At 65.4% G+C, this 16457-nt stretch carries 17 protein-coding genes; 9 read left to right on the forward strand and 8 right to left on the reverse strand.

What is annotated here, in order from left to right:
• Positions 1-264 precede the first annotated feature (264 nt).
• Positions 265-543, forward strand: a complete 279-nt coding sequence (locus U6958_RS21140; protein ID WP_012436224.1) for a transposase — start codon at positions 265-267, stop codon at positions 541-543.
• 188 nt (positions 544-731) lie between these two features.
• Here the strand turns inward: U6958_RS21140 and U6958_RS21145 are convergent, their stop codons facing one another.
• The gene (locus U6958_RS21145; protein ID WP_012436223.1) at positions 732-1781 is read right to left on the reverse strand and encodes an MBL fold metallo-hydrolase; all 1050 of its coding nucleotides are present in this window, start codon (positions 1779-1781) and stop codon (positions 732-734) included.
• A 331-nt stretch (positions 1782-2112) separates the two neighbouring features.
• Positions 2113-3153 carry an AraC family transcriptional regulator gene (locus tag U6958_RS21150; protein ID WP_027015141.1) on the reverse strand — a complete coding sequence of 347 codons (1041 nt, stop codon included), beginning with the start codon at positions 3151-3153 and terminating at the stop codon, positions 2113-2115.
• 194 nt (positions 3154-3347) lie between these two features.
• On the opposite strand from U6958_RS21150, the gene U6958_RS21155 reads away from it, so the two are divergent.
• The 8 genes from U6958_RS21155 to U6958_RS21190 are packed head-to-tail and all read left to right on the forward strand — an operon-like array spanning position 3348 to position 10875.
• A complete protein-coding gene (locus U6958_RS21155) occupies positions 3348-4493 on the forward strand; it encodes an acyl-CoA dehydrogenase family protein (RefSeq protein WP_035479518.1) in 1146 nt (381 codons plus the stop codon).
• Positions 4494-4495: 2 nt separating this feature from the next.
• Positions 4496-5563: a CaiB/BaiF CoA-transferase family protein gene (locus U6958_RS21160; protein ID WP_027015142.1), complete on the forward strand. Its 1068-nt coding sequence runs from the start codon at positions 4496-4498 to the stop codon at positions 5561-5563.
• A complete protein-coding gene (locus tag U6958_RS21165; RefSeq protein WP_035479516.1) occupies positions 5560-7227 on the forward strand; it encodes a long-chain fatty acid--CoA ligase in 1668 nt (555 codons plus the stop codon). The genes U6958_RS21160 and U6958_RS21165 overlap by 4 nt, the downstream gene beginning before the upstream one ends.
• A 27-nt stretch (positions 7228-7254) precedes the next feature.
• Entirely contained in the window at positions 7255-8436 is a 1182-nt protein-coding gene (locus U6958_RS21170; protein ID WP_035479512.1) for a thiolase family protein, read from the forward strand.
• Positions 8433-9233, forward strand: coding sequence for an enoyl-CoA hydratase/isomerase family protein (locus U6958_RS21175; RefSeq protein ID WP_034386985.1), 801 nt, complete (start codon positions 8433-8435; stop codon positions 9231-9233). Before U6958_RS21170 ends, U6958_RS21175 begins: the two co-directional genes overlap by 4 nt.
• 30 nt (positions 9234-9263) lie before the next feature.
• Positions 9264-10046, forward strand: coding sequence for an SDR family NAD(P)-dependent oxidoreductase (locus U6958_RS21180; RefSeq protein WP_035479509.1), 783 nt, complete (start codon positions 9264-9266; stop codon positions 10044-10046).
• 33 nt (positions 10047-10079) lie between these two features.
• A complete protein-coding gene (locus tag U6958_RS21185; RefSeq protein WP_230965136.1) occupies positions 10080-10451 on the forward strand; it encodes an enoyl-CoA hydratase/isomerase family protein in 372 nt (123 codons plus the stop codon).
• Complete coding sequence (locus tag U6958_RS21190) at positions 10441-10875, forward strand: enoyl-CoA hydratase/isomerase family protein (RefSeq protein ID WP_230965135.1); 435 nt, start codon at positions 10441-10443, stop codon at positions 10873-10875. Before U6958_RS21185 ends, U6958_RS21190 begins: the two co-directional genes overlap by 11 nt.
• 47 nt (positions 10876-10922) lie before the next feature.
• Here U6958_RS21190 and U6958_RS21195 read toward each other — a convergent pair whose 3' ends face one another.
• The 6 genes from U6958_RS21195 to U6958_RS21220 all read right to left on the reverse strand — a co-directional run bounded on the left by U6958_RS21195 (position 10923) and on the right by U6958_RS21220 (position 16456).
• Positions 10923-12905, reverse strand: coding sequence for a relaxase/mobilization nuclease and DUF3363 domain-containing protein (locus U6958_RS21195; RefSeq protein ID WP_012436214.1), 1983 nt, complete (start codon positions 12903-12905; stop codon positions 10923-10925).
• A gap of 436 nt (positions 12906-13341) precedes the next feature.
• Positions 13342-13929, reverse strand: a complete 588-nt coding sequence (locus U6958_RS21200) for a S26 family signal peptidase (protein ID WP_012436213.1) — start codon at positions 13927-13929, stop codon at positions 13342-13344.
• Positions 13926-14459 (reverse strand): DUF2840 domain-containing protein, encoded by a 534-nt coding sequence (locus U6958_RS21205; RefSeq protein WP_012436212.1) that lies wholly within the window; start codon positions 14457-14459, stop codon positions 13926-13928. The genes U6958_RS21200 and U6958_RS21205 overlap by 4 nt, the downstream gene beginning before the upstream one ends.
• Positions 14456-14719 carry a hypothetical protein gene (locus U6958_RS21210; RefSeq protein ID WP_012436211.1) on the reverse strand — a complete coding sequence of 88 codons (264 nt, stop codon included), beginning with the start codon at positions 14717-14719 and terminating at the stop codon, positions 14456-14458. The genes U6958_RS21205 and U6958_RS21210 overlap by 4 nt, the downstream gene beginning before the upstream one ends.
• The gene (parA, locus tag U6958_RS21215; RefSeq protein ID WP_012436210.1) at positions 14716-15354 is read right to left on the reverse strand and encodes a ParA family partition ATPase; all 639 of its coding nucleotides are present in this window, start codon (positions 15352-15354) and stop codon (positions 14716-14718) included. The genes U6958_RS21210 and parA overlap by 4 nt, the downstream gene beginning before the upstream one ends.
• Positions 15355-15607: 253 nt before the next feature.
• Positions 15608-16456 carry a replication initiator protein A gene (locus U6958_RS21220; RefSeq protein WP_012436209.1) on the reverse strand — a complete coding sequence of 283 codons (849 nt, stop codon included), beginning with the start codon at positions 16454-16456 and terminating at the stop codon, positions 15608-15610.
• Between the last annotated feature and the right edge of the window lies 1 nt (position 16457).

The raw sequence follows: 16457 nt of genomic DNA on the forward strand, positions 1-16457 counted from the left end.
TTTGTCTCCTTTGAGTTAGGCTCTGGATCGTGGGGCGGCGGTCATCGCCGCTCCGCTACATGTCGTCCAGCGCACACAAGGAATCCTAGGTGCCGGTGCTGCGAGCCGCGATGACGAAGCGCCCCGATCGAATGACAAACGGCCCCTTTCTGAGAGCACTGTTCAAGTGCGCCAAGAGGTCAGGCGTCAAGCTGAATATGGTCGCCGCGTGCGGCTGATATTCCAGCACGAAGGGCGCTTCTGCCTGCTGGGAACACCCCGGCAGTGTTGGGTGCCCAGGGGCTCACGCCCCATCGTCGGCGCACGCCTCAACGCCAGACCCTGTACGCCTTCGCCGCCGTCAGCACGCACGATGGCGTGATTGACTCTCTGGTGCTGCCCTGGGCCAACGCTGAGACGATGCAGGTGTTCCTGGCCGAGATGGCGCGACGCCATGCCGTCGAGTTCATCATGATGGTCATGGATCAGGCGGGTTGGCACATCGCGGGTCACTTGGATGTGCCACAGAATATGCGCCTAGAGTTTCTGCCAGCCTTGAGCTGAACCCGGTCGAGCATCTGTGGAAGGTGCCGTGCCAGGATTGGTTTGCCAACACGGTGTTCAAAGAACTGGAGGCCGTACACGACGCGCTGGTGCAAGGACTCATTGCTCTCGAAACACATCAGCAAAGAACCCAGTCAATGACAGGCTTGATTGGGTTACTTCTATATCCTTGAGGGCAAATTAGTGCATCAGGCGAGCCGATAGCGCATTGCGCCGTCTTCGTCTTCTGCAGACACGATTTCCCCACGCTGGTCGAGATAGTTTAGGTGGGCGAGCGTCTCTCCGGTCGCGAGGTTGAGGTGCATTTGCTCCGCAACAATGGACGAACGGTACAGGGCGCGAACCAGGTCGATGACCCTCAGAGGCTGCGCAAGTTGTTGCCTGACGCGGTCGGTGCCTCTGACGGTGCTCGCACGCAGTTGCTCCAACCGTAGGTGCAGGCCATGGAAAGGTTCGTTGTGGGCAGGCAGAATCAGGGCGCTCCCAGGTACGCGTTGCATCAACCGGTCGATGGAATCGAGCCAACCCTGCAGAGGATTCGCATGCGGCTCGGTGGCGTACACGGAGGTATTGGAACTGATCCTGGGAAGAACCTGATCCCCCGATATCAGCAAATCCAGTTCGCGCGAGTAGAAGCACGCGTGCTCGGGGGAATGTCCTGTGCCGACGATGACTTCCCATTCCTGGTCCCCGATCCGCAACATCTGGCCATCCGTGAGCCGCACAAAGCTGTCAGGCAATGGATGGATCATTTTACCGAAGTCACCGAACCGGGTGCGGTACTCATCCACCTCGGTGTCGCTCCATCCGGCCCTCCGATAGAAGCGAACGCCATCGACTGGCGCTTCCCGCCCCGTATCGGCAAGCATCACCCGACAGCTCAAATACTCGTCTCGTGTCATCCAAAGCGCGCATTCGAAGCGACGTGTCAACCATCCCGCCATGCCCACATGATCCGGGTGCATGTGCGTCGCTATCACACGGGAGATGGGTCGGCCGGCTAGCGGCCCCTGCGGAGCGAGCAAGGCGAGCCACGCGTTCCTGACGTCCACGCTGCGAATGCCCGTGTCCACGACCGCCCAACCAGGACCGTCGCTCAATGCCCAGAGGTTGATGTGATCCAGGGAAAACGGCAGCGGCATGCGCAGCCACAGCACACCAGGCTTGATTTCCGTGGCTTGGCCAGGGAGTGGGAGATCCGAGAACGGATACGAGAGTGCCGGGGCTGCGTCGGTCATGATGCTTGATTTACATTCTGGCAGTGCTGCTCCTAATGGCGCAGAGCCATCACTCCTATGCAGTGCGAGCTCAGTTTTAGCTTAGGAAGCTTAGAAGTCAGCCTCAACGGTGGCAATGACGAATGACCTCGATAGGCTGACGGAAAGCGTCTGCTTCCTGGCGCAGCCTGTCGCTGCGCTGCCGTCGGTGCAACTGCCAGGGCTGCAAACAGTCTCTTGAGCGCACGAGAGCCTCGCTCGATGTGGGCCAAGACCCGGCAGCTATGAAGGCGCCGATCTTCTCGGTGGTCGGCTACAGCCTCGTGGCCGTGCCGGAATTGGTCGAATGCCTCTATGTAGGGTGCTGCGGGCTACGCGAGCGGGCGCGGTAGGCTCCCGGCGCGCTGCCGGTCCAGACCTTGAATGCGCGCTGGAAGGCGGTGCTGTCGGTGAAGCCCAGGTCGGCGGCGATGGCGATGAGCGAGGCTTCGCTGCTGGTTAGGCGCACGATCGCCATGTCGCGCCGCAGTTGGTCCTTCAGTGCCTGGAAGGAAGTGCCCTCGGTGGCCAGGTGCCGCTGCAACGCACTCACCGACATATGCAGGCGCTGCGCGGTGACGGGCAGGTCGGGCCATTCGGGGTTGGCCAGCTGCAGCACCATGCGGACCCGCGCGCTGGCGCTGCGCTCGTTCAGGTGCGGCCCCACCACGTTGCCCGGCGTGGCGCGCAGAAAGGACTGCAGCGCGTCCCGATCGCGCCGCACCGGCAGTTTGAAGGCGTCGGCGTCGAACCAGGCGGCCGTGCGCGGCTGCCCGAAGCACAGCGAACCGGAAAAGATGCGCCCGTAGCTCATCGCATGGAGCGGCAGCGCAAAATTGAAGTCGAATCGCTGCGGCACCAGCCGGCCGCCGTGCAGCCACAGCAACAAGCGCCAGAACACGCGCAGCAGATGTGCATGAAGGAATTCGGCATGTGCGCCCGGGCCGCCGCGCATCTCCAGCGCGAAGCCCCCCAGCGCGCCCTCGGTCACGGGCACCAGCGTCACGTCGTCCTGCAGCAGGGCGAAGGATTCGCTCAGGCGACGCAGGGCGCATGACAACGAATGGGCAGTGAACGCGCTGCGCACCATTAGCGCGAAGCTGCCCGGGCGCATGGGTCGCTCATGTAGGTAGCCCAGGCACTCGTCGTTCAGGCTGTCCTTGACAGCGATAAATAGCGCGTTGAACTGCTCCACGGTTACGCGCGAATCCTCGAGCTCCAGCAGCGATTCGCTGATGCCGGCGCGCCCCAGCACGCCCTTCAGCCATTCTTGCGTGGCCAGCCCCTTGCCGCGCGCGCCGTCCAGCAGGCCATGCACGGCAAAGATAGGAGCGGTGAAGACGGGTTGCAGCATTGCGTGTGATCGAAGGAGCCAACGCCGGTCGCGCGGGCCAAAAGAAGTTATTTGTCAGTTGATTGAGGCAATCCGCTATCGCCCTTGCAGGGGCCAATTATTACGATTGTCGCATCCCCAAAAACACTTCGGCAGTGGCGCTGTGCGGAACGCCCGGTGCGGGGTCAGAAGCCAACATACAAGGAGACATGCCCATGCTGCCACAGCTGTATCGCCACGCCTGGATGGACCACGAGATCGACGCTTTTCGCGAGCAGGTGCGTCGCTACGTTGCCGCCGAATTCACTCCCCGGCTCGACGAATGGCGCCGCCAGGGCTACATCCCGCGCGAGGTCTGGCGTCTGTTCGGCGGGATGAGCTTTCTGCTGCCCGAGATGCCCGAGACCTATGGTGGTGCCGGCGCCAGCCTCGCCTACCAGCTGGTGGTGCAGGACGAACTGGCCAAGGCCGAGATGCCGGTCAATATCGCGGTGCACACCATCGCTTCGCATTACATCCTGGACTTTGGCACCGAAGCGCAAAAGCAGCGCTGGCTGCCCAAGGTGACGAACGGCGAGATGCTGGCCGCAATCGCGATGACCGAGCCGGGCTGCGGCTCGGATCTGAAGGCCATCTCCACCCGGGCCCGGCGCGACGGCGACTACTACGTGATCGACGGCGCCAAGACCTTCATCACCAACGGCTTCACCGGAAACCTGCTGATCGTCGCGGCGCGCACCAGTGGCGCGGGCAGCAAAGGGGTGTCGCTGTTCGTACTGGAGACCGAGAACCTGCCAGGCTTTCGTGTGGGCCGCCTGCTTGAAAAGATCGGCATGCAGGCCTCGGACACGGCGGAGCTCTTCTTCGACAGCGTGCGCGTTCCAGCCGACCAACTGCTGGGGAGCGTTGAAGGACAAGGCTTTGGGCAACTGATGGGCGCGCTGCCCTACGAGCGCATGGTCATTGCAGTGCCGGCGGCGGCCGTCATCGACCGGGCGTTGGAGCTCACCATCGAATACACGAAGCAGCGCAAGATATTCGGTGCGCCTCTGTTCGACATGCAGACAACGCGCCAAAAGCTGGCCGAGATGGCGACCATCGCGCATGTGGTGCGCAGCTTCGTCAACGACTGTACACAGAGACTGCTGGACGGCACACTCGACAACGAGGCCGCCTACATGGCCAAGTGGTGGTGCACCGAACAGCAGTGCCGCGTGGTGGACGAGTGTCTCCAATTGTTCGGCGGCTACGGCTACATGGCCGAGTATCCGATCGCGCGGATGTATGCCGCTTCGCGAGTGCAGAAGATCTACGGCGGCGCCAACGAGGTCCTGAAAGACCTGGTTTCGAGGAAGCTGTGAACATGCCGCACACGCTGCAGTTGCCTCTGCACGGCGTCCGTGTGGTGGAGTTTGAGGGCATCGGTCCAGGCCCTCTGGCCGCCAGGATGCTGGTCGACATGGGCGCCGAGGTGATCGCGCTGGCACGGGCCGAGCAGGCTGCTGGGGCGCAGCGGCTGGGCGGGGCGGTGGAGAACCCGCTGCACCGCGGCAAGAAGGTCGAGGTCATCGACCTGAAGTCGCCCGGTGGCAAGGCGCGCGCACTGGAACTGATTGCCCAGGCCGACGCTCTGATCGAAGGCTTTCGCCCAAGGGTGATGGAGCGGCTGGGCTTCGGCCCCGCAGATTGCGCGGCGCTCAATCCCCGGCTGGTCTATGGCCGGATGACGGGCTGGGGCCAGGACGGGCCACTTGCCCAGGCCGCGGGCCACGACCTGAACTACGTCGCGCTGACGGGCCTGCTGTCGCTGTCGGCGCACAGGGGGCAGGCGCCCATCGTGCCGCCCTCGGTACTCGGGGACGGTGCCGGGGCGCTAGGCATGGCTTTTGGCATCGCCTGCGCGCTGGTCGATGCACGGGCCACCGGCCGTGGCCGGGTTGTGGACGCAGCCATCGTGGACATCGTGGCCATGCTGGGCACGCTGGTGCACTGGATTCGCGCCAACGGGCAGATCGACGGCGCACAGCCGAGCCCGTTCCACGATTCGCCGTTCTATGACGTGTACGTCTGCGCCGACGGCGGCTTCATCAGCCTCGGCGCGATCGAGCCGCCGTTCTACGCATTGCTGTTGTCCAAGTTGGGCCTGGCGGACGTGAACCCTGCAGACCAGTACGACACGGCGGCGTGGCCAGCGTTGAAGGAGCGCATCGCGGCCCTCATCCGCACCCAGCCCCAGGCGCACTGGTGCGCGCTGCTTGAAGGCAGCGACGCCTGCTTTGCACCCGTGCTCAGCCTGGCCGAGGCAGTGCGGCATCCGCACAACGCGGCACGGGGCATCTACCAGACCACCTCTTTCGGCGCCATCGAAGCGGCCTCGGCCCCACGGTTCCAGGCACTCAACGCAACCACCACCCAGGAGACAAAGAAATGACTGCTACCACCCACATCGTCCGCGGCTGCCCGTCCACCACGGGCAACGACCGCCAGCTCAACACCACGACGCTGATCCGGCACGCCGCGCGCACCCATGGGGACCAGGAGATCGTCTACCGCACACCCGATGGCGGCTGGGATCGCTACACCTACGCGGACTGCTACGCGCGCATCTGCCGCAGCGCCAATGCACTGCGCGCGCTCGGTGTCGAGCCCGGCGACCGGGTCGGCATCCTGGACTGGAACAGCCGACGTCACTTCGAGCTGTACTGGTCTATTCCCGGCCTGGGTGCTGTCATGTTGCAGATGAATCTGCGCCTGGGCCCAGAGGACCTGGGCTACGTGGTCGACCACAGCAAGGTGTCCTACGTTTGCGTAGACGAGTCATTGCTACCCCTTGCCGAATCCGTCGCAGCGAATTCGCCCCAGATCAAGGGCTGGATTGTCATGACCGACAAGCCGCTGGACCAGATCAAGACCACGCTGAAACCGCTGCTGCACTACGAAGACCTGCTGGCCGCCGCCGACACGAAGATCGACTGGCCCGAGATCGACGAAACCTCGGCCTACAGCGCCTGCTATACCACCGGCACCACAGGCAAGCCCAAGGGCGTGTACTACTCGCACCGCGGCATCTATCTGCACTCCACGGCCATGGCCACCAATCTGGGCATGACGCTGGACGACTGCGTCATGCTCATCACGCCCATGTTCCACGGGCAGTGCTGGGGCCTGCCACAGGCCGCCACGCTGCTGGCCGACAAGATCGTGCTGCCGGGCCGCTACGCTGCCGAAGACACCAAGCCGCTGGTTGACGCCATGATCGCTGAGGGTGTGACCATCACCAACGGCGCACCGGCCATCTTCCAGCCCATGCTGCAGTACATCGAGACGATGCAGGTCAAGCCGGACTTCAGCCGCATGCGCATGCTGTCTGGCGCCTCCGAGCCGCCGCTGTCGATGATGATCGGTTTCTACGACCTCACGGGTGCTGAGGTGGTGCACGCCTACGGCGCCACCGAAGCCACGACGCTGGTGACGATGAACCGCCTCAAGTCCACGCTCAAGAAGCGCTTGACCGAGGAAGAGAAGTGGAACCTCAAGCGCAAGCAGGGTCTGGTGCTGACCGGGGTGGATATTCGCATCCTCGATGCCGACGACAAGGACTTGCCGCACGACGGAAAGTCAGCGGGCGAGATTTGCGTGCGCGGCCCCTGGATCACGGCCAGATACCACGACATGCCTGATTCCGCAGACCGTTTCCTGGAAGGCGGCTGGTGGCGCTCGGGCGATGTCGGAACGGTGGACGAGAACGGTTACCTCAAAGTTACCGACCGCATCAAGGACGTGATCAAGAGCGGCGGCGAATGGATTTCTTCCATCGACATGGAAAACCTGCTCATGGGCCACCCCGCCGTGCGCGACGCCGCCGTGGTCGGCGTTCCGCATTCGAAGTGGCAGGAACGGCCGCTGGCCCTGGTGGTGCTCAAGCCCGACCAGCAGGCGACCCAGGAACAACTGAAGGAGTACCTGGGCAGCGCCTTCGCCAAGTGGCAGTGGCCGGATCAGGTCCTGTTCGTCGAAGCCATCCCCAAGACCAGCGTCGGCAAGCTCGACAAGAAGCGCATCCGCGCCGAGCATGCGGGCCGCTACGCCGAGTGAGCCAACCTTTTGAACCAGGAGAACAACATGAATGACCATGAACCCGTCATCGTCGGTGCGCTGCGCACCCCCGTGGGCAAGCGCGGCGGGCGCTTGCAGAAATGGCATCCCGTCGATTTGTTGGGCGAGACGCTGCGCCAACTGGTCGAGCACTCCGGCATCAACCCGGCCGATCTGGACGATGTGATCGTCGGCTGCGTGCTGCAGTGGGACCAGCAGCACGGCAACCTGGGCCGTCATGCCGTATTGGCGGCGGGGCTGCCCGAATCCGTGCCGGCGGTGACGGTCGATCGGCAATGCGGGTCGGGCCAGCAGGCGGTGAGCTTTGCCGTGCATGGCATCCGGGCGGGCGCTTACCAACTGGTCATCGGTGCCGGGGTCGAGTCGATGTCGCAGGCCCCCATGCCGCCGTCGTTCAAGCCCGGCGCGCCGCTGGGCTCGCAATACAGCCCGAGCGAACTGGCGCGCTACCAGGACAACCCGCTGATACCGCAGGGCGCTTCCTCGGAGTTGATGAACAAGCGCTTCGGTCTCACGCGCGAGGCCTTGGATGCCTTCGCCGTGCGTAGCCATCGGCGGGCCACCGAGGCCTCGCAGGCTGGCCGCGTCAGGGATCAACTGGTGCGGCTGACCGAGGATCCGGCCGATCCGGACAGCCCGATCGTCGCCGCCGACGAGGGCGTGCGCGCGGACCCCAACCCCGAGAAGATGGCCACGCTGAAAGGCGTGTTTGCCGCCGACGGCGCCACCACGGCCGCCAACTCATCGCAGATCAGCGACGGTGCCGCCGCGCTGCTGATCGCCAGCCGTGCCTACGCCAAGCAATACGGCCTGAAGCCGCGTGCGCGCTTCGTCAGCACCGCCGTGGCAGCCGCCGACCCGGTGATCCAGTTCACCGCCGTGCTCGACGCCACCCGCAAGGCACTGAAGGAATCGGGTCTGACCCTCGACGATATCGATCTGTTCGAAGTCAACGAGGCCTTCGGCGGCGTGCCGCTGATGTTTCAGCAGGAGTTCGGCATCCTGGACGACCGCCTCAACGTCAACGGCGGCTCGATAGCCATCGGCCATCCGCTGGGCTCTACCGGCGCGCGCATGCTCACTGACCTGCTGTGCGAGCTGGAGCGCCGGGGCGGCCGCTATGGCCTGCAGACGATTTGCGAGGCCTCGGGCACGGCCAACACCACCATCATCGAGCGGCTTGGATGAGCGGGGCCACCATGAGCGAAGCCAGCGAAGTGCTCGTCAGCCGCGATGGCGCCATCGCCACCTTGACCATCAACCGCCCGCGCGCGAAGAACAGCTTGAACCGCGCGGTATTCGATGGCCTGCGTGCGCAGCTTGTGCAACTGCGCGACGACGATACCGTGCGCGCGGTCATCATCACCGGCGCCGAGGGCGTGTTCTGCGCCGGGGCCGACATCACGGCCTTCGATGCGCTGCGCGCCGAGCCACTGCTGGGCGATCGTGCGGCAGCAGGCGGCCACTTTTGGTCGGAACTGGAGCGCTTCCCCAAGCCCGTCATCGCAGCGGTGGAAAAGCTCGCGCTGGGCGGCGGCACAGAATTAGCGCTGGCCTGCGACATCGCGATCGCTGGCGAGTCCGCCAATTTCGGTGTGCCGGAAGTCAAGCTGGGCGCCATTCCGGGTGCCGGGGGCACGCAGCGCCTGATCCACGCTATCGGTAAGTCCAAGGCCATGGCCCTGTTGCTGACCGGCGATTTCATCGACGCCCGCAAGGCTTGCGATGCAGGCATGGTCGCCGAAGTGACGGCTGATGGCCAGGCCCTGCCGACGGCGTTGGCGATGGCCAACCGGATTGCAGCCAATTCGCCGCTGGCCGTGGCGCTGGCGAAAGATGCGGCACTGGCCAGCTTTGAGACTCCGCTCGCGCAAGGCCTGGAGCATGAGAAGCGCAATTTCCTCGTCGCTTTGCGTTCGGCCGACAACCTGGAAGGGCAAGCGGCATTCCTAGGCAAGCGCACACCCAACTTTACCGGCCAATAACGCCTGTTTCTCACCCATCGAGGAAAAACCATGCAACTGAACTCCGACATCTCTGCCGTCATCACCGGGGGCGCTTCCGGCCTGGGAGCCGCCACGGCCCGGCGTTTGGCCAGCCATGGCGTCAAAGTCGCCATCTTCGACATGAACGAAACCTTCGGCCAGGCGTTGGCTAGCGAACTCGGCGGCGTTTACTGCAATGTGGACGTGATGTCCGAGGAGCAGGTGGACGCCGCCTTCGCCAAGGCCCGCGCGGCCATTGGGCAGGAACGCATTCTGGTCAACTGCGCCGGCACTGCCGATGCCGTCAAGACTGTCAGCCGCGACAAGAAAACCGGCGAAATCCGCCCATGCGCGGCAGATCGTTTCAATCGCATCATTCAGATCAACCTGGTGGGCACCTTCCGCTGCATCGCCAAGTCAGCTGCGGGCATGTTGACGCTCGCGCCGCTGGCCGATGGCGACCGCGGCGCCATCGTCAACACTGCTTCGGCCGCCGCGCAGGACGGCCAGGTCGGCCAGGCCAGCTATGCGGCCAGCAAGGCAGCCATCGTGGGCATGACCCTGCCAATCGCGCGCGACATGATGGACGAAGGGATCCGGATCAACACCATCATGCCGGGGATCTTCGGTACACCGTTGCTGCTGGGTCTGCCGGACAACGTCAAACAGGCGCTGGCGGCCAGCGTGCCCTTCCCCAAGCGTTTAGGCGACCCCGATGAATTCGCGCAGGCCGTCGAGTTTCTCGTTACTTGCGGCTACATGAATGCCGAGTCCATTCGTGTGGATGGTGCCATTCGCATGGCGCCGCGCTGACGCTGAAATTTTGATCAATCAGGGAACGTCAGCATGCCTGGAAATCCGGTAATTCTCGAAAAGAATGGTGCCGTCGCGACCATAACACTCAACTCGCCAAAAAAAATGAATGCGTTGAGCACGTCGGTCGTAAACGTGCTCGCTGGTGTCATTGCAGATGTCGAACGCGATGGCTCGATTCGAGCTTTGCTGCTGCGCGGCGAGGGCCGGATGTTCAGTTGCGGAGGCGACATCGAAGAAATGGTGGCCGCAGGCGATGCGTTGTCTACCTTGGTCGATGACGAACTGAGAGTGGCCGAAAGCATGATTCCTCAATTCGCCAGCCTGCCGTTCCCGGTAGTCTGCGCCGTACAAGGCGCGGTAGCCGGAGGCCGGAGGCGGTCTCGGGCTTGCCTTGGCCTCTGACTACCTGATTGCCGCAAGTGGGACGAAGTTTGTGGCGGCCCATACCGGCCTCGGATACGCGGGGGATTTCGGCATCAGCTGGCTACTTCCACGCGCAGTGGGTGGACGACGCGCACGAGACATGATCTTGACCAATCGCGTAGTCAGTTCGGACGAGGCCTTGGCCTGGGGATTGGTCGAGAAAGTGGTTCCTGGCGAGAGCCTGCTGGGCGAAGCGCGGCGTATGGCGGTGCAATTTTCGGTCGGACCAACGCAAGGTTATGCGGGCGCCAAGCGCCTGCAACTCGCTGCCTTCGAGAGTGATCTGGCGACCTCATTGAGGCTGGAGGCGGCCGAAATGAATCGAGCCTCGAAAACCACAGATTCGCTGGAAGCGGTTCACGCGTTCGTCGCAAAGCGAGTCCCGCAGTTTGCCGGACGCTGAACGGCTGTAGACGCATCCGGTCGGTAGGTGCTCAATCGCTGCTGGCGTCAGGTAACGGATAAACCCTGCTGCCGTCGGATTTGCCAGGATAGGGTGCCACCATGTACCTGCCCAGAAATCAGCATGCCGAGTCGTTGTTCGATGACCGGCGTCCATGGCACCAAGCTGAACCCCATACCATCATCGAGCATGGCAAAGCGGCCACTGGCGAGCATGAGGCTGCGCCGGTAGATGCCGGTCACGCGCTGGCCATCGGCCGCCAGACGGTGTTCCAGCCCGGTTTCGGTGGCAATATCCTTGGCAGCCCGAATCACATCCCGATCGCGTAGTGTCGCCAATAGATTGCGCGCGAGGATTACGCGCTGCCCGCGCCGCTCTGCCAGCCCCTGTTCGGCCAGGAATTCGGCGCGCTGCTGCATCGCCTGGTTGACCTCGCTGCCAAAGCCCAGGTTGCCCAGGCCCGAGCCGCCGCCGATCAACTGCTGGTCGAGCCAGGTGGCTCCGATCACGCGGGCCTGCCGCTCGATGGGCAGGTGCGATTTCAGCTCCACCGCCACGCCGCCCAGGCGCTGCGCATCGTAGCGACGGCCCTGCTCGGGCAAGTCGTCCGGCACCTTCCATAGCCCCTCGGCCACCCGTTCCACGATACCGGCACGGCGCAAGGCTTCCAGCCGGCGGACGTGGGACGCGACCACTTCCTGCGGATCGCGGCCGGGCACGGCCTGACCCTGCGCGATGGCAAGGTGGTGGTCGGTGCGGTACAGGCCATCGCTCGCCAACGCGGCGATGTTCTTGTCGGCCGCGCGCACGTCAGCCGATCTCCTTGCCTCCACCACGGCGCCGGTCGGATAGTTCGCCAGCTCGTCGCGGGCGTTGAGCGCAACGTAGTGGGCCTTGCCGTCCACGCCGTCGATGACCAGATAGCCCCGGTCGTGCAGTTCGTCGGCCAGCCCCTTCGCGGCCACGCGGCCGAGGATGGTTCGGCCATCGTCCCCAGGCTCGAACACCGCCAGTTCGCGTGGCTCGCCGCGCATGGCCCGCTGCATGGTGCGGATGATGTCGCCGCGCTCGCCCAGGGCGCGCAGGGTCTTTTCCGCATCGTTGTGGACGGTCCACGTGCCGGGCTGGGCCTCGTCGGCCAGGCCCAGGCGCTGCAAACGCTGCAACCTGCCGATCAGCAGCAGACGCTGGCGTTGCAGTCGGGGTTCGTTGAGCCGTTCGACATGCACCATGCCATCGTCGCCGGCCTCGCGCTTCAAGGTGCGATCCAGGCTCGTCCACCGCTCCTGATCCACCTCGCGCCGCAAGGTCTGCTGGATCTCCAGCTCGGTGCGCGGCCCCAGCCATTCGGTCGCCAGTTCGGCGGCGCGATGGCGGAACCCATCGGCGATGTAGTCGCCCGCGATGATGAGGTCTTTGCCGGTGTCGTCGCGCCCGCGCACGACGATGTGCGTGTGCGGGTTGTCGGTGTTCCAGTGATTGACGGCCACCCAATCGAGGCCCGTGCCAAGGTCGGCCTCCATGCGACCCATGAGGTGCCGGGTATAGGTGCGCAGGTCTTCCAGCTCCGCGCCATCTTCGGGCGAAAGGATAAAGCGGAAGTGATGCCGGTCGTCGGCGCAGCGTTCCTTGAACGCATCGAGGTCGGCGGCATCGGTCTGCGGCCCGTAGGCTTGGCCCGACTCGCCATCGCGGCCCACACCATCGCGCTCGATATAGCGCAGGTGCTTGGCAAGCGACTGCGGGCTGGCTCGGTGCTGATTGAGCAGCAGCGTCTTGATGGTCACACGCCGCGACATGGACGTGAGCTTCGCCCCCGCGAAGCGCGCCGCCGTGTGGCCGCGTCCCAAGCGTGAGCCGGGCCGCTGGCCGGAGCCGGCACTCTTGCTACTGCCACCAGGACGGCGCACCGAGGACTTACCGCCGCTGGCCTTGCCCGCCTGCTTGAGTACCTTGGAGACGAAGCTCTGGCCCCGGTTCTTCGGGGCGCTGGGACGGATGCGGAAATCGTCGTCGCGGCGGTCGGTCATGGCTGTGCTCCTTGCAAGTTCTGGCGTGTCCGGGCGTGCGAAGCACGCGGACATGCCCGCATCGGCGCGGGCTTCGCGCCCCACGCGGCACGGTGGCGAAGCCGCTGCGTGTCGCGCCACCCCCATGTGCAGACTGGCTTTGCGGGCCGACAGGTGCCGCACCCTTTTGTCTTGCCTTCCGCATTTGCCTCTCGCATCCGCTCCCGGCAACTGCGGCCCGGTGGCAAGGCTGCACCAGCAGCCAGCGCACCGGCGAACACGGCGATGGCCGCAGGCCAGCCGTGTTCGAGGCAAGACGCCTGCACGTGGGACGGCTGCGCCGGAGGCAGCGCGAAGTGCCGCGCGGATGCGCTCGCACTGCACGCACGACGACACCGCGACAGCAGCCCGAACGACACGCCCAATAGCACGACGATGCGCAGCGAATCGGCGGCCGTCATGGGCGCGACTCCAACCAGACCGGACGCGCAACGCCGATCACGGCGGCTGCGCTGACCGGCCCGAAATACCGGCTGTCGAACGACGCCGGATTGGTGACACTGAGCAGGAACAGCTCGCCAGGCCGAAGGCGGTGGCACTGCTGCCAGGATGGCAGCGGCCGGCCCCAGCGATCGGCAGACAGCACGGCGGCCGAAGGCACGCCGTCGATAAGGACTCTGCCGTCGGCGATACACACCTCCTGCGGCGCCACCGCGCCCACGCGCTTGAGCAACGGGATGCGCGTCGGCAGGTAGCCGCGCTGCGCAGCGAGCGCGGCAGCCTCGGCAGGCAGCGGCACCAGCACGATGCTGCCCACGGACAAAGGATGTGGCGGCGAGCTGGTGCGATGGTCGAGCGGATCGACGCGATACCAACCGACCGCCACGCTGTCGGACGGGTTGTAGGTCAGGCGCGGCAGTGGATGCACGAAGGACGCCCAGGCCAGCGCAGCGAGGCCGCAGACGGACAGGCCCGCCAGCACGATGCGAGCGCGCAGGCGCGAGCGAGGATGCGTGACAGCAGTGGAAACAGAAATCGTGGTCATGACAGCGCTCTCCCGGCCAGCCAGGCGGCGTGCCGCTCGGCGCTGTATTCGGGCAACTGCAGGCGCGCCGCGAGCCGGTTGCCCAGCGTGCGCCAGTACGCGGGCGAAGCGCCAGCAGGCACGATGCCCAGCGCCTCGATGGCGTCGATGCGTGCCAGCACCGCACGCACCGACTGCTCACCCTCGGCGTGCAGCAACAGGCGCGCGCCTGGCTGCACGCCGGGGATGCGCTGCGCGCCATCCATCGACATGCACGCCTGCATCACCATGAGCTGCCAGCGGATCGTGCCGTAGTCGTTGGCCTGCCAACGGATGCGGCAGAGAACCGCATTCGGAGTGAACACCGCGCAGCGGCGCCAGCGATCCAACCGGATGATGTGAGCAGGATCACCGAAGCGCAGGTAGAGGTCGAAGCGTTGGTCGATGTATGCGAGCGCAACGCGCGTCAGCGGCACGCCGTCGGCCACGCCGACAGGCGGGATGGACGGCGGTGCCGATGCAGTCGAAGTCGTTGAGGCGGACGTGTTCATGAGGACTTCTCCGGGAATTCGCGCTCCAGCAGCGCGCGCAGCAGATCGGCCACCGTCACGCCTAGCGTGAAGGCCGATACCTTGATGCGCGCCCGCATGGCGGGCGTGATGTCGAGGGTCAGGCGAGCTGTGTAGAGGTCGCCTTTCTGGAGGTCATCGGCGCTGCCCTGGCGAATCCACGCCTCAGCGTGCGGATTCGCGGGCGGACGCGCGCCGATACCGACGCGCTTTGCCGTGCGCTTGCTGGCGGGACTGCTCATGACGGCCACCGCAGCAGTTCATCGACCAGCGCAGCGATTTCGCGCGCGGCGGCGCTGTCCGGCGCCGTCTCGCGTGCAAGCCGGCCAGCGGCCACGCTGTCGGCGAACACGATGCGCTGATGCATTTCCGCGCGCAGCGCAGGCAGCGGCTGCTCGGCCAGCGCGCCACGTGCCTCGCGTCCGATTACGGTGGTGCTGACGCGCCGATTGATGACGAAGGCCGCGCGCAGCGCTGGCCGGAACACCTGCGCCTCGCGGATCAGCGCCACCATCTCGGCAGAAGCCCACAGGTCGTAGGGGCTGGGCTGAACCGGGATCAGCACGCGCTCGGCCGCCAGCAGCGCGGAGCGCGCCAAGGCGGCGATGCGCGGCGGGCCGTCGATGACGACATGATCGGCCCGCCTGGCGAGTTCTGGTGCTTCCTGATGCAGCGTTTCGCGTGCGAGGCCCACGGCGCTGAACAGCCTTGGCAAACCTTGCTGGCTGCGGCGCTGTGTCCAGTCCAGCGCGGAGCCCTGTGGATCGGCATCCAGCAGGATGACCGACTGCCCGCGCATCGCCAGCTCGCCGGCGATGTGGGTGGCGAGCGTGGTCTTGCCCACGCCGCCTTTTTGGTTCAGCAGCGCGACGATCATGGCCTGGCCCTCCGCGTTGGAAAGCCTGGCTGTTGCAGCTGGATTTCGGGCAGCGTGGTGGTTGTCCACCGTGGCGCGGCGCTTCTACTATCAGTTAGATGTTTTAAGTTAGGGAAGTTAAGGGAGGCCGAAACCCGCGCCAGCATTGGCTTTGCGGCCGATGGACACGCCTGATAGCACGATAGTCCCACGCCTGATAGCACGACACCGGGCACGCCTGATAGCACGAGTCCGTCCACAGGGCGCGCACCGTTTATCCCCGTGCCGCGGACGGCACGGGACGCCCTGGCCGGAACGTCAGCAGCTCGGCGCCATCCAGCCGCTCGATGCCCAGGACGTAGCCCGGTAGCGACTGCCGCGCCACCAGGGCGCGCAGGTCGCAGGCGAAGTCGTAGGGCTTGGCCGTGCTGCCCGACTTGCGGTGCAGGTGCCGGAAGTCGAATTGCCAGCCGCCCGGCTGTCGCCCGCCGTGCTTGCGCACCAGACGGTACAGCCACCGCTCGATCCCGCCCGTCAGCTGGAAATACGCCGGATCGATGGTCAGCACCAGCGCGGCATCGAGCACGCCCGCATAGAACCAGTCCGGCAGGATCAGCTCCAGCCCCAAGGGCGTGCCCTTGGCATCGGCCAGCTCCTTCCACTCGTTGATCCACGAGAAGCGATGCAGGCGCCGCCCAGTCGTCTCGCGGATCGACGTGGCCACCGTCGTGGATTGCAGGCGATCCAGCGCCGCCTTGAGGCGCTGGTAGTCTCGCAGCGACGTACCGCGCCCGATGAAGCGCAGGATCTCGTAGGGCGTGGCCTGCATCAGCCGCGACGGGCGCAAGCCCGCGTCGCGGGCTTCCACGATCTGCGAAGCCGCCCAGATCAGCACGTCCGCGTCCCAAATCGTGGCGATGCCGTGCTCCTGCGTGCCCTCCACGCGGATCGTCACGCCGCTGGCCTGGAAGTCGATGGGCGCCGTGCGCCGCGACTTTGCCAGCGAGAAGAACGGAAAGGCCATCAGGTCCTGGCTGTCGCGCGGCGCCATGTTGCCCGGCAAGGCGCGGAACAGATCGAGCTGTTCGCGCTCCTGCCTGACTGCCCCGGATGGGCTGGACATG

The organism is Delftia lacustris (assembly GCF_040267515.1).
Taxonomy (GTDB): Bacteria; Pseudomonadota; Gammaproteobacteria; order Burkholderiales; family Burkholderiaceae_C; genus Comamonas; species Comamonas tsuruhatensis.